The 13,921-nt window shown below is 54.4% G+C and carries 11 protein-coding genes; 7 read left to right on the top strand and 4 right to left on the bottom strand.

Annotated features, from left to right (window positions below):
• Positions 1-47: 47 nt before the first annotated feature.
• From LOC67_RS21930 to LOC67_RS21915, 4 genes are all read left to right on the top strand, one after another.
• On the top strand, positions 48-608 hold the full coding sequence (locus LOC67_RS21930) for a hypothetical protein (protein WP_230264954.1): 561 nt from the start codon (positions 48-50) through the stop codon (positions 606-608).
• Between the two features lie 36 nt (positions 609-644).
• Complete coding sequence (locus LOC67_RS21925; protein WP_230264953.1) at positions 645-1,010, top strand: amidohydrolase; 366 nt, start codon at positions 645-647, stop codon at positions 1,008-1,010.
• Between the two features lie 131 nt (positions 1,011-1,141).
• Positions 1,142-1,768: a hypothetical protein gene (locus LOC67_RS21920; protein WP_230264952.1), complete on the top strand. Its 627-nt coding sequence runs from the start codon at positions 1,142-1,144 to the stop codon at positions 1,766-1,768.
• A 737-nt stretch (positions 1,769-2,505) separates the two neighbouring features.
• Positions 2,506-4,584 carry a prolyl oligopeptidase family serine peptidase gene (locus tag LOC67_RS21915; RefSeq protein ID WP_230264951.1) on the top strand — a complete coding sequence of 693 codons (2,079 nt, stop codon included), beginning with the start codon at positions 2,506-2,508 and terminating at the stop codon, positions 4,582-4,584.
• Positions 4,585-4,645: 61 nt separating this feature from the next.
• On the opposite strand, the gene LOC67_RS21910 is transcribed toward LOC67_RS21915, so the two are convergent.
• From LOC67_RS21910 to LOC67_RS21900, 3 genes are all read right to left on the bottom strand, one after another.
• Positions 4,646-6,124: a sigma-54-dependent transcriptional regulator gene (locus LOC67_RS21910; protein ID WP_230264950.1), complete on the bottom strand. Its 1,479-nt coding sequence runs from the start codon at positions 6,122-6,124 to the stop codon at positions 4,646-4,648.
• 9 nt (positions 6,125-6,133) lie between these two features.
• Positions 6,134-9,379 carry a carbamoyl-phosphate synthase large subunit gene (carB, locus tag LOC67_RS21905; RefSeq protein ID WP_230264949.1) on the bottom strand — a complete coding sequence of 1,082 codons (3,246 nt, stop codon included), beginning with the start codon at positions 9,377-9,379 and terminating at the stop codon, positions 6,134-6,136.
• Positions 9,380-9,862: 483 nt separating this feature from the next.
• A complete protein-coding gene (locus tag LOC67_RS21900; RefSeq protein ID WP_230264948.1) occupies positions 9,863-11,179 on the bottom strand; it encodes an MFS transporter in 1,317 nt (438 codons plus the stop codon).
• A 444-nt stretch (positions 11,180-11,623) separates the two neighbouring features.
• On the opposite strand from LOC67_RS21900, the gene LOC67_RS21895 reads away from it, so the two are divergent.
• From LOC67_RS21895 to LOC67_RS21885, 3 genes are all read left to right on the top strand, one after another.
• Positions 11,624-11,920 (top strand): hypothetical protein, encoded by a 297-nt coding sequence (locus LOC67_RS21895; protein ID WP_230264947.1) that lies wholly within the window; start codon positions 11,624-11,626, stop codon positions 11,918-11,920.
• Between the two features lie 16 nt (positions 11,921-11,936).
• On the top strand, positions 11,937-12,680 hold the full coding sequence (locus tag LOC67_RS21890) for an SMC-Scp complex subunit ScpB (RefSeq protein WP_230264946.1): 744 nt from the start codon (positions 11,937-11,939) through the stop codon (positions 12,678-12,680).
• Between the two features lie 268 nt (positions 12,681-12,948).
• Positions 12,949-13,371, top strand: a complete 423-nt coding sequence (locus LOC67_RS21885; RefSeq protein WP_230264945.1) for a hypothetical protein — start codon at positions 12,949-12,951, stop codon at positions 13,369-13,371.
• Between the two features lie 195 nt (positions 13,372-13,566).
• Here LOC67_RS21885 and LOC67_RS21880 read toward each other — a convergent pair whose 3' ends face one another.
• Positions 13,567-13,863 (bottom strand): hypothetical protein, encoded by a 297-nt coding sequence (locus LOC67_RS21880; protein ID WP_230264944.1) that lies wholly within the window; start codon positions 13,861-13,863, stop codon positions 13,567-13,569.
• Between the last annotated feature and the right edge of the window lie 58 nt (positions 13,864-13,921).

Below are 13,921 nucleotides of genomic sequence, written 5' to 3'. Positions count from 1 at the left end.
AACTCCCTCCGGTTCGCCCCTCCACCACAAGACTACAGTTCACAACTATGAAACTATTCGCAGTACTGTGCGCCCTTGGCGTCGCCCTTTGCTGGGGACTTTACGGCCCGACGCTTACCAACGCACGTGCGACACCTGATTCGGCTGTCAAATGGGGTCCTTTTAAACCCTACGTTTTCATCGGCGTGGCTTACTTGGTCATCGCCATCGGTGGCGGTTCTTTGATGATGAAGACGGTCTCGGGCGACAACTTTAATTATGGCGGCGCTTACAATCCCGCGATGAAGTGGGGATTTCTGGCGGGCAGCCTGGGTGCACTCGGCGCACTGGCGTTGACGTTCGCCCTAACAAAAGCGGGCGGTAAGCCCAGCTATGTGATGCCAATCGTTTTCGGTGGTGCTGTCACCGTCAACGCGATCGCATCGTACCTCAAGTTCCACGAAGGCAACCCGTTGATGTTTGTCGGAATGGGTTTGGTCGCTATCGGCATCTGCCTGACCGCGTACTACACCCCGCACGGTCACGCCCCCGCGAAACCGGCGGCGACGACCTCCGTTGACAATTCCCCTGCAGCAGGCTCCGCGGCAGACTCGCCGACCGAAACCTGATTCTTTTTGTCGACACCAACGCCGGTTTAATATTCGATGACCTCATCAAGCGACTCGCATGATCGCGTCATCCAGATTGATCAACAAGTTGCGCACCTATGGATGGTGCGCACGTTTCTAAAGCACGCTGATGAATCCGAAGACGATGAAGACTTAAGAGACATCGTCCGTGACATCTATGATTTCATTTTGGCCGTTGGCCCGATCGATGAAGTCGACGATGACGCCAAGTACATGAAGATGGCTCGCAAAAAGCTTTCGAAGCTTCGCAAAGCCACAGAACTCTACGAAGAGATTCAACCCGAAGTCAGCGGACATACCAATTTTGTCATGGCCGCAAAGTCACTACGGCTCGCTCTCGACGCGATCACTATCTTGGCCCAAAAAGAGGCTTCGAGCTGACGGTCGATGACATCGAACAACGGTGTGGTGCACACTACGCCTGTTCGATTCTTGCCAGACTTGTTTCCTGTCCAAAACTGCTGAACATGCAACCGCCTAAAACGAAGCCGAACCAATTCATCGATCCGACGATGCTATTTCGCTTCGAATTGACAATTCGGCGGGATGAACTGGAGTGGACCGACAAGGGGCTTCAACTGCCCGAGCGTTGCCGCGTCCCATCGTTTGGTGCATTGGCAGACCGCCGCAACTATGCGGACGTTCGGATCGCATGGTCCGATTCTGGGCTGGGGTTTCAAATCCGAGTTTTCGGAAAAAAGCAATTGCCTTGGTGCCGCGAAACGAGACTCGATGAGTCCGACGGTTTTCACCTATGGGTCGATACGCGCTGCAGTCCCAATATTCACCGAGCGACCGGTTTCTGTCACCGATTCTTATTCATGCCAGCCGGTGGCGGCCCACGACGCGAACGAGCGCTCGCATCGCTGATCGAAATCAATCGGGCCAGGGCGAATCCCAAACAGGTTCCTCCGGACACACTGCGAATCAAGACACTCGCTCGTCATGACGGGTACGAGCTTAGCGGTTTGATCCCATCGCCAGCAATGACGGGGTACGATCCGAAAGATCAGTCAAGACTGGGTTTCTATTTCGCGGTTCTCGACCGCGAACTTGGCTGGCAAACATTAAGCCTGGGACCTGAGTATCCGGTCATGGAAGATCCCAGCCTTTGGGCCGAAGCACAGTTAGCTGACTAGCCCCAAAGTCCACTGCACACTCCGGCGTGCCGTCAGTAACCCAACGCATCACACGGACTGTGATGGGTACTATCAACAAAGTACCCGGCACGCTCCGCCGTGCCGAATCGAGGTTCAACCGCTGCGCGACAAACCGTGCCTGACATCACAGGGACTGTGATGGGTACTATCACAAAGTACCTTGCACGCTCCGCCTTGCCGAATCGAGGTTCAACCGCCGCGCGACTACCCCTGCCTAACATCACAGGGACTGTGATGGGTACCATCAACAAAGTACCCGGCACGCTCCGCCGTGCCGAATCGGTGTTTAACCGCTGCGCGACCGACCATGCCTGACATCACAGGGACTGTGATGGGTACTATCACAAAGTACCTAGCACGCTCCGCCGTGCCGAATCGGTACTCAACCGCCGCGCAACAAACCCTGCCTCCCATCACAGGGACTGTGATGGGGACTATCAACAAAGTACCCGGCACGCTCCGCCGTGCCAAATCGCGGTTCAACCACTGGTCGACAAACCCTGCCTCACACCACAGGGACTGTGATGGGTACTATCAACAAAGTACCCGGCACGCTCCGCCGTGCCGACAGTAACTCAATGCGTCACAGCAACTGTGACGAGTGGATTGCGCAGTCCGCTCCTCCGTGCTGTAACCAGTTATATTATTGGCCGGTACATACTAGGACTCCTTCAGTTCTCCCCGCCTCAACCCCCTTCCTCCTCAAGGTGCCATCCATGCTGCGCCGGTCTCTCCTCTTCGGATCACTTCTATTCGCTTCGTGTGGCTTGGCCGATGGGCCCGCCGATAACATCGCCACATCCGTTCGCCCGATACCTCCGGTCGGAATCCAAGCGGACGGGGCGAAAATCGAATTGCTTCGCCAACGATGTGAGTCGATTCGCAAATCGATGTCGGCCGTTCTGGTTGAGGCGGCGCAAGCGACGAAGACAAGCAAGTCTTGGCAAAAGTCCGCAGCCATAGCTCATGAAAAAAACTTGGCCAGTCTTCAGTCGGAAATCCTTGTTTTCCCACGTGCTGTAGAACTGGCCATTGTGCTCAATCAGTTCTACAAGGAAAGTGAACTCGACAACGCCGATAAGTTACTTGACGAAGCCGCGGCGAGGATCGAACGTGCCAAGTCCAAAGCCGATTGGTCGCATGTTGTCGGATTCGGATCTGGTGAAAACCAACAATTGATCATTGGCGGCTATACATCAAAGATAGATGATTCTTATCAACCCTATGCGTTGGTCGTCCCCTCTGGTTTCACCGCAAACGATCGTCGCCCACGGCGGTTGGACCTGTGGTTTCACGGTCGCGGCGAAAAGCTAAGCGAAGTCAACTTTCTGTGGACCGGACAAAACAATGCGGGGCAATACACGCCCGATGACACGTTTGTGCTTCATCCTTTTGGCCGATACAGCAACGCGTTCAAATTCGCTGGCGAAGTCGACGTTTTCGAATCGTTGGAGTATTTGAAAACACGACTTCCCGTTGATAGCCAGCGAATTGCGGCACGTGGATTTTCGATGGGCGGCGCCGCATGTTGGCAATTCGCGACGCATTACCCCGATCAATTCTTCGCAGCAAACCCGGGTGCTGGTTTTAGTGAAACGCCGGAATTTTTGAAGTCATTCCAGCAAGAAGATCTCGCCGGTACTCCTGAATTCCAACGCACCCTTTGGCAACTTTACGATTGTCCGCCTTGGGCCCGAAATCTGATTCATTGTCCGACCGTCGCCTACAGCGGTGAAATCGACAAACAAAAGCAAGCGGCTGATGTGATGCAATCAGCACTGCGTGAACATCACATCGACTTGGTCCACATCATCGGTCCCGACACCGCGCACAAGATCCATGAAGATTCGAAAGTGGAAATTGAAAAGCGAATGGATCAACTTGCCAACTTGGTTTCTCGCGAGACTCCCGATGAAATTGACTTCACCACGTACACGCTGCGTTACAACCGGATGCACTGGCTGAAGCTAACCGGTCTTGTTCAGCACTGGGCGAAGGCTCACGTGGAAGCAAAATTGGTTAACGAAGCTCAAGTCGAGATTCAATCCGAGAACGTCACGGCATTGACACTGGACTTTGGCCCCGCGCAGTGGCAAGGCGATTATCCATGTCGACCTGCCATCGCGATTGACGGGCAAACGATTGAAGGCCCCGCAATCAAATCGGATCGATCTTGGAACGTCAAATTGGTCAACCAAAATGGCAAATGGTCAATCGGTCAACCCGATCGGGCAATTCGAAAGAAACCGGGGATCCAGGGCCCGATCGACGATGCGTTCATGGATGCATTTATCTTTGTATTGCCGACGCGGACCTCGTCTGACAAGGCTTTCCATCAATGGGCGGAACAGGAAGCGAAACACGCAATGAATCACTGGCGAAAACACTTTCGCGGTGACATCCGTGTGGTGAAAGACATCGACGTGACCAAAGAGATGATCGCGTCGAAGAACTTGATCGCATTTGGCGATTCGGAATCCAACACTCTATTGGCTCGACTGGCCGATGCACTTCCGGTTCGTTGGACTGCCGACCAGATTCAACTCGGCAGCCAGTCGTTCCCACGAACCAACCACGCCGGAATCTTTGTGTCACCGAACCCGCTTAATCCAGATCGCTACATCGTGGCAAACAGCGGATTTACTTTCCGAGAATACGACTATCTGAATAACGCTCGTCAGACGCCGAAGCTGCCCGATTGGGCGATCGTTGATATCACAGATGGTGCCACGACGAGAGCCCCTGGACGGTTTGTCGACGCGGGATTTTTCAACGAGCATTGGGAAGCCGAATAGTGGCAATCCCCGTTCACTGATTGTGGATCAGCCGAAGTCGAAACCAATGACACGGCGATGACTATTCGTCGCCGTCGACTTCAAGCTCGTCGGGATCGCCTTCCTTCTTGTACTGATCCAGTCGGCGGTAAAGCGTGCGTGCTCCGATCCCTAGGATCTTTGCCGCCTCTTCGCGATTGTCATTGGTCAACTGCAACGTTTTTTCGATCGCCCACTTCTCGATCACGCTCAGTGGCTGGCCGATCAATCCGGAATCGGCAGCATCAGGGATCCCGGGGACCTCGATTACCTCTTCGGGCATCGACAATTCGGATTCATCCATCAATTCCGGTGGAAGGTCATCCAGATCGAGCTTCTCGTCGGTATCGAGCACCACCATCGTTTCGACGAAGTTTCTTAATTGCCGCACGTTACCGGGCCAGTCATACGCAAAGAAGCGTTTGGTGACCGCAGGCGTGAAATGGGCGGCCTGCTTGCTGTGGCGGCGAAGAAACATTTTGCGAAAGTGATCCATCAACGGGATCACGTCTTCCCGCCGTTCTCGAAGCGGTGGCAATGTGACGGTGATCACTTTCAAGCGGAAATACAAATCGCTACGAAAGGTTCCCGCGTCGATCATGTCTTCCAGCGGACGGTTGGTAGCCGAGACCAATCGAACGTTGACTTTGATCGCCTTGTTGTCGCCCACTCGGGTGATTTTGCTTTCTTCCAAAACACGCAGCAGTTTGATCTGCGTGCCCATTGGCATGTCGCCAACTTCGTCCAAAAACAAAGTTCCGCCGTTGGCATATTCAAATGCGCCGACGCGGTCTGCATCGGCACCGGTGAATGATCCCTTAACGTGACCAAACAACTCGCTTTCAACAAGGTTTTCGGCGATCGCGCCAGTGTTGATGGCGACAATGGATTTGTTTCGGCGCGAACTGTTCTGGTGGATCGCTTGGGCGACGACTTCTTTTCCAGTACCGTTTTCACCGGTGATCAAGACGGTCGCATCGGTCGCCGCGATACGGCGCAAACGATCGATGACCTCTTGCATCTTCTTGCTGACGTAGATGATGCCTTCGAAGCCGAATCGTTCATCCAAGCGCGACATCAACTCATTGTTGTGACGTCGCAGTGCAACGGCTCCGACCGCCTTTTCGACAATCGCACGAAGTCGATTAGGCGTGATCGGCTTCTCGAGGAAGTTAAACGCGCCTTGCTGCATCGCTTCGACGGCAATCGGCACGGTCGCATGACCGGTCACCATGACGACTTCTGCGTCTGGCAATCGCTCACCGGCCAACTTTAGAAGCTTCATTCCGTCGACGTCATTCATCACCATGTCGGTAATGATGACGTCGAAGGTATCTCGCTCGACCAGCTTCGCCGCTTCGGGGCCGCTGGTGGCGACGGTGCATTTATAGCCGACCTTTTCCAGGCTTTCCGTCATCGCGTGCGCATGTGCCGCCTCGTTATCAACGACCAGCAAGCGAAATGTCGACGGGTCATATTCCTGACCCGATGCGGTACGTGGCTTGGATTGGGTATCGGACATGCCCGAGGATTACTCCTGATAGCGATGTTGCAGCGATTGCACGCTCAGCGCGTCTTCGCGCAGTGCTTGCATCGCACGCACCGCGGCATCGGCGGCGGCAATCGTGGTGATACATGGAACGCCATGCTGGACGGCTGCGGCACGGATTTTTCCTTCGTCCGTACGAGCCCCTTTCCCGCTTGGTGTGTTCATGATCAACGCGACATCTTCATTCTTCAGATAGTCGATCAGGTTCGGATGTCCTTCGGCAAGCTTTTTGACACGGGTTACCGGAACGCCTTCCTCTTCAAGCTTCGATGCGGTGCCACTGGTGGCGAGTACTTCGAAACCGAGTCCGATCAAATCTCGTCCAAGCTTTCCGGCGTTGTCTTTATGACGTCCGCTCAAACTGACAAAGATTTTGCCTTCGGTCGGAAGGGTGACTCCGGCAGCGATTTGACTCTTGGCAAACGCCAACGAGAACTTATCGCTGATGCCCATGACTTCGCCGGTACTTTTCATTTCCGGTCCGAGAACGATGTCGACGCCGGCAAACTTGCGGAACGGGAAGACACTTTCTTTGATCGAAACGTGCTTTGGAATCGGTTCGCTGGTGACGCCGATTTCCTTAAGCGACATTCCTGTCATTACCTTTGTCGCAACACTGGCAACGGGGCAGCCGGTCGCTTTGGCAACGAATGGCACGGTTCGGCTGGCACGAGGGTTGACTTCCAGAACGTAGACGACAGGCTTGCCGTCTTCGGTTTTAATCGCGAATTGGATGTTCATCAAACCGACCACGTTCAATGCGCGAGCAAGCTTGTCGGCCGCTTGACGCAGTTCATTGATAACCGGCTCGGGGATCGAGAACGGCGGGATCGCACAGGCGGAGTCACCGCTGTGGACACCAGCCTCTTCGATGTGTTCCATGATTCCCATCACGACCACGTCTTTACCGTCGCTGACGGCATCGACGTCAACTTCGGTCGCGTCTTCAAGGAAGTGGTCGATCAAGACCGGCTGGCCATCAGCAACGATGAACGCCTCGGCAACGTAACGTTCAAACTGTGACTTGTCGTAGCAGATTTCCATCGCACGACCGCCAAGAACGAAACTTGGTCGGACCAACGCCGGGTATCCGATCCGTTCGACTTCGCGGCGGGCTTCGTCCATGTTTCGGGCGATGCCACTTGGTGGCTGACGCAAACCGAGTTGATCGATCAGGGCTAAGAAACGCTCACGGTCTTCGGCCGCTTCGATCGTATCAACGCTGGTACCGATGATCGGGACACCGGCTTCTTGCAGACCGCGAGCCAGGTTCAACGGTGTTTGACCGCCGAATTGCACGATGACGCCGTCTGGCTTGGTCGCGTCACAGATGTTGAGCACATCTTCGATCGTCAACGGCTCGAAGAACAGGATGTCGGACGTATCGTAATCAGTACTGACCGTTTCTGGGTTGCTGTTGACCATGATCGATTCGTAGCCGATCTCACGCAAAGCAAAACTTGCGTGACAGCAACAGTAATCGAACTCGATCCCTTGACCGATTCGGTTCGGACCACCGCCCAGGATGACAACACGTTTTTGGTCGCCCTTGCTCGGCAGCTCGTCTTCTTGTTCGTAGGTACTGTAGTAATACGGCGTGTACGCTTCGAATTCGGCCGCACAGGTATCCACACTTTTGAAGACCGGACGAATTCCGAGCTCCAATCGCTTTTCACGGACTTTCAGTTCGGTGGCTCCGACCATCATGCCCAGCTGGCGATCGGAAAATCCGTCGCGTTTGGCTCGCCACATGATGTCGTAGTCAAGACCATCAAGCGAACCGACTTCACGGACTTTGTTTTCCAGTTCAATGATCTGTGCCAAGTGATCCAAGAACCAAGGATCCATATGCGTGATGCCATGGATCTCTTCGATCGTCATGCCGCTTTTGAGCGCGTACCGCAAGTAGAAAATACGTTCGGCGTTTGGGGTTCCAAGCTTGGCAACAATCGCATCACGATCGGGTTGCTCTTCGGTGCCCCAAAGGTCTTTGCCGTCGCTACCCAGGCCAAACGCACCGACTTCCAAACCGCGAAGCGCTTTTTGCAACGATTCGCGGAAGGTTCGTCCGATCGCCATCGTTTCGCCGACGCTTTTCATTTGCGTCATCAGCGTCGCGTCGGCTTCTGGGAATTTCTCAAAAGCAAACCGAGGAACCTTGGTAACGACGTAGTCGATCGTCGGTTCGAAGCATGCCTTGGTCTTTTGTGTGATATCGTTGGGGAGTTCCCACAGTCGGTAACCGACAGCCAGCTTCGCGGCGATCTTTGCGATCGGGAACCCGGTCGCTTTACTAGCGAGCGCACTGGAGCGACTGACGCGTGGATTCATCTCGATCACGATCATACGTCCGGTGTCCGGATTGACCGCGAACTGAATATTGCTACCGCCGGTCTCAACACCGATCTCACGAATGACAGCCAACGAAGCGTCACGCATCCGCTGGTATTCCTTGTCCGTCAGCGTTTGCGCCGGTGCGACCGTGATCGAGTCGCCGGTGTGGACGCCCATCGGATCGAAGTTTTCGATCGCGCAAATGATGACGACGTTGTCGTCCGCATCACGCATCACTTCCATCTCGTATTCTTTCCAGCCGATGATCGACTCTTCGATCAAAACTTCGGTGACCGGCGATTGATCGAGACCGTTTTTGACCAGTGAGTCAAATTCGTCTTTGTTGTACGCGATCGCGCTGCCGCTGCCGCCCATCGTAAAACTGGGGCGAACGATGGCAGGAAGGCCGACTTCTTCGAGTGCGGCGCGTGCTTCTTCGATCGTGTGGACGGTGAAGCCTTTGCAGACGTCCAGGCCGATCTTTTCCATCGCAACCTTAAACTGGTCGCGTTCCTCGGCCTTGGCGATCACCTTCGCGTTGGCGGCGATCATTTCGACGCCGTGCTTTTCGAGAACGCCGTTGGCGTCCAAGTCCATCGCGACGTTTAGCCCTGTCTGCCCACCAAGTGTTGGAAGCAGGGCATCAGGTTTTTCCTTCTCGATCACCTTTTCGACCATTTGCCACGTCAGCGGCTCCACATAGGTCGAGTCTGCGGTCGCAGGGTCGGTCATGATGGTTGCGGGGTTACTGTTGACCAGTACCACCTCGTAACCTTCTTCACGCAGCGCCTTGCAAGCCTGGGTTCCCGAGTAGTCGAATTCACAAGCCTGCCCAATAACGATGGGGCCGCTTCCAATTAACAGAATTTTTTTAATGTCGTCGCGTCGTGGCACGTCGATTTTCCGGTGTTCAGTACGATCGAATCCAAATTTCGGGAAGGATATCAGATCAACCACTAACTTGCGTAGGACACACGCGCCCATATTTTTGGGTTCGTGTCGCAGAATCCCCTCATCGTGCCACAACGGAGCCAGCCGGTGTGTGGAATCGACAGTCGATTGCGAGCGTCAGATGAGCAAGACTTGCGTCCTGCGGCGGCATCGTGGACGGTAGCGTAAAAACGCAAATACGTTGTGTAATTTACGCAGGGTTCAGATTGCCGAACGCAAGTTGCCGAACACAAGTGACGCCGCTTGCACCCAACCCAGCGTTGGTTGCCCGCATCGCCTATCTAGCAATGCGATTTACACGCTGTTCAACTCGCACAACGAAATTCCGCCAATGCCCGCATCAGACGAATCGGGGATGTGGTTGACTGGTCAATCACAGCCGCCGCTCGGATTCACCGCGGCAGCCGGATCACATCAGATAAATCACTAGGCGGGATCTGGAGCCGCATTGACGTCGTCTTCGGGAATTTCATCGCCAGCGACGCTCGCCTTGGCTGCTTGGGACCGATCCCAAAACGTCAAGAAGAAAAGAACCGCAATGACGGCGGCAAAACCTGCCGGCAAAAGCCAGAACTCTTTCGCGCCGGCTTCCCAGCCTTCTTTTGAGGTCGGGTCGAGCGCGATGTGGTCACCCCATTTGCCGAGAACCAAGTTACCGACCAACATTCCGGCACCATAGGTCAGAAGCCCAATCAACGCCTGAGCGCTGGTTCGCATGTTCTTCGGTGCGAGACGGTCAGTGTAAAGCTGCCCAGTCACGAAGAAGAAGTCATAGCAGATCCCGTGCAGCGCAATCCCCAGAATCAACATCGCTCCGCTCGATGGCATCAACCCGAACAACGAATATCGCAGTGCCCAAGCCAACATACCGACCAGCAGCATCAATTTGACGCCAAGCCGTTGCAAGAAGAACGGTACCAACGCCATGAAAAAGATTTCGCTCAACTGGCCGAGTGCCATGATCGCGGTCGTGCGGTCACCAAACGCCATGTAGGTGACAAACTCATTCGTCCGTGCGTAGTAGAACGCCAGCGGGATGCAAATCAGGAAGGAGCAGACCGCGAAAACCAAGTAGCTCGGGTTCGCAAACAACTGAACCGCGTCAAGCCCCATGATCTTGGTAATGCTGACAGCTTGCTCGCGACCCTGGGGTGGCGAACTTGGCAGGCTGAAACTGTAGACGCCATAAATCAAGCTAACGACAGCACCGATTTGAAGCGGTACTGAAGTCTTCGCAGCGTCGACGACTCCTGGAAGAACCGGAACCGGAAACAGGCCGAAGAACGATTCCGAAACAACCAATCCGGCGACGATCCAGCCGATCGTGCCCCAAAGACGAATCTTTGGAAAGTCGCTTTCGACTGAGTTGACGTTCTGGAAAGTGATCGCGTTGACCAGTGCCAGTGTTGGCATGTAGCAGATAAAGAACGCTAACATCACCCAGTAAAAGCGATCCGGATCAGATTCGATCGTGCTGCAGTACCATAACAATGCTCCGCCGACGAGATGCAAGACTGCATTGACGTGCTCTTTGTTAAACAATCGGTCAGCGACGAATCCGACAATCAAAGGTGCCGCGAGCGCAGCCCATGTCTGAGTCGAGTAAATGCCGCCGACGATGGAATTGAGATTCTCCTCGCCCTCGAAAATCACACCCAGATAGGTGCCCAACGAAACAAAAAAGACCCCCCAGACAAAAAACTGGAGGAACATCATCACTTTTAAGCGAACAGTGGTAGGCATCTTGAACGTCTAGATCTGGTGTGACTAACAAGGCATTGAATGAACGAACCGGACACACGGTAGATGGACTAGCCAAAGACTGTGCAAACAGACGGTCGTTCACTTCATTGGATCAATCAGAACCGATGCTCGGGCAGACGTTCATCCATGTTTCTGCGGCGAGCAACGTCACACCAACGCAAGTCCAAAGCAACGGTTTCAGCAATCCGTTCAAGACACGGGCATGACGTGGAATCTGGGCGGGCCTCTATAATAACGCGGTGCGCTCAAAGAGGTGTACCACCTGACGCCACTTGTGTTCACAACGGCGAAATCATCTTCCTTGTAGCGGAAAAGCTTCGGCAGGGTCTTCGCAATCCGCAACCTCGCCTTTTTAAGTAGGCTCGCAGAGTCGCTTCCGTTCAGCTTGCCAATTCAGCATTCGATTCGCCAACAGTACTGCTCGTGACCGCCGGACCGCCGCTACCGAAATCCTGCGAACTGTGTGGGCGACAGACCAAGCGGGGGACGACAGAACACCATCTGATCCCGCGCAAATGCCACCGCAACAAATGGTTCAAAAAACGCTACACTCGCGAACAGATGCAGCAAACCGTTTCGCTTTGCCATGATTGTCATCGCTGCATCCACCGCTTTGTTCCGAAAGAGAAAGAACTGGGACGTGATTACAACACCCTCGAGGAGTTGCTGGCTCATGAGCAAATCGGTCGGTTCGTGGAATGGGTCAAGCACCAAAAGTAAACGGTAAGACTTGCGCATGGATGATTCCGATTGGGACGAAGACGATCACGATTTTGATGCCTCTGTCGATGGCTTTTCGCTAGACGATTTGGGCGCCGCATACGCTCGCGCGGCCGCCAAACATGACCCGGAAACCTTCGCGGCTCCACCAGACCCCACCCCGGACGAAAACGACCAGGAAGACGACGACTCCGGCAACACCGATCTGCCCGACGATGACGATGCTGTCCACCCCGAAGGAATCATTGAAGCCGCTTTGTTTGTCGGGCACCCTGACAATGACGCGTTCACCGCCAAACGTCTGGCCTCTCTGATGCGTGATGTCACCGAAGACGAAGTGATCGAAATGATCGATTCGTTAAACGCGTCCTACAAAGAGCACGGTCAGGCTCTGCGCATCGTCGAGTCCGAAGGTGCGTACCGACTGGGAATCGCCCCTGCGGTCGAATCGGTCCGGCAGTCGTTCTTGGGAAAGGTCCGCGAAACTCGGCTCAGCCAAGCGGCAATCGAAGTCCTCGCGCTCGTCGCTTACCAACCGGGCGTGACCGGACAGACCGTTCAAGACCAGCGGGGGAAAGACTGCGGTGCATTGTTGAATCAACTGGTGCGACGTCGTTTGCTGGAAATGAAACGACTGGTCCCCGAAGAGGGCGGGAAGAAGATTCCGCACTACTACCCGACCGAACGATTCCTAACGCTGTTTGGGCTAGAAACCTTGGAAGATCTTCCAATGGTCGATGAAGGCACGACAGGTTTGTAGTTCGGGATTTGCCACGGGCGAGCGATATCAGCGCGGCATCCAATCCGCATCGCATTTCATCTCGGTCGGCACGGCGGAGCGTGCCGGGTACTTTGGCGATAGTACCCATCACAGTCCCTGTGATGCCAGGCATGGTTTGTCCAACAGCGGTTAAGACCCGAATTGCCACGATCGAAAAGCCGCATTGCACAGCGAACCGAAACGCGTGAACTAAGATGTATCTGCCCGCCTTGTCGTGAACGTAACCTACCGATTTCACATCCAAATAATGAACCGCTACATCCGATCCACTGATACCCGGCGTTTTAGCCAGGTCGCGATTGCAATCGCCGCAATCACGCTGACGTTTCTTTTCGCAACCCCGTCGTTTGCCGGTGGTCCCTCAGGTCGCTGGACCGGAAGCTGGACAAGCCAATCGTCGGGACATCACGGTGCCCTGCGAGCACGCATTCGCCAAGTTGACTCGGATACCTATCGGGCGATTTTCGCGGGACGCTTTGCCGTTGTCGTTCCCTTCGTTTACCCCGCCAAACTTGAACGTGTCCCGGGCACTTGTAACTGCTACCGATCGAACACGCGGTTGCCACTGATGGGTGATTATCGAATGACCGCACATATCTCCTCGGGTCAATTCAGTGCGGTCTACAACAGCAAGAATGATCGCGGCATCTTTCGCATGACGCAGCGATAGAGCAATCGGGCCAGGATAGAGCAATCAAGGCAGAACGCTGGCGAGACAGCACCAAACAAACTCGTCTTCTTTGCATCAACCCAAAAAAAATCGCGTGAGAGCGATCCTTGTGGGCATGCTCTCACGCGATCAAAAGGTATATCACGAGTCCGTCTTGGCTTTCGTACTCGCCAGTGATTCATCCGTTCGCTGGATTTATCCGGCAGCTTGGAAACGTTTGGGCAGCGTGAACGAGTAAATCACGATCAAGGATCCGACACTCAATACCAACCATGGAAACCACTCTTTTGGCTTCCATGTGGTCGTCGATTGACCGGGAATCGAAGAAGGATCCAACAGTTCCTTTGGGCTCGACCCGCGATTGGAATAGAAGTCGGCACTTTCAATAACGAGCGACTCTAGCCCAACGATGATGGCCATGATGCCCAAGGCAATGAAGAACGAACGCCACATAGCACAGGGCTCCAGACAAAGGGGGAGGAATGGATTCATCCGGAACTCCGTCCCGGAATTGGTTAGCCAGAAACTGGCATTGGATTAGGTATCGACC

Source organism: Stieleria sp. JC731 (assembly GCF_020966635.1).
GTDB lineage: Bacteria > Planctomycetota > Planctomycetia > Pirellulales > Pirellulaceae > Stieleria.
Note: the sequence above shows the minus strand (reverse complement) of the source record. Positions and strands in the feature narration are given on the sequence as shown.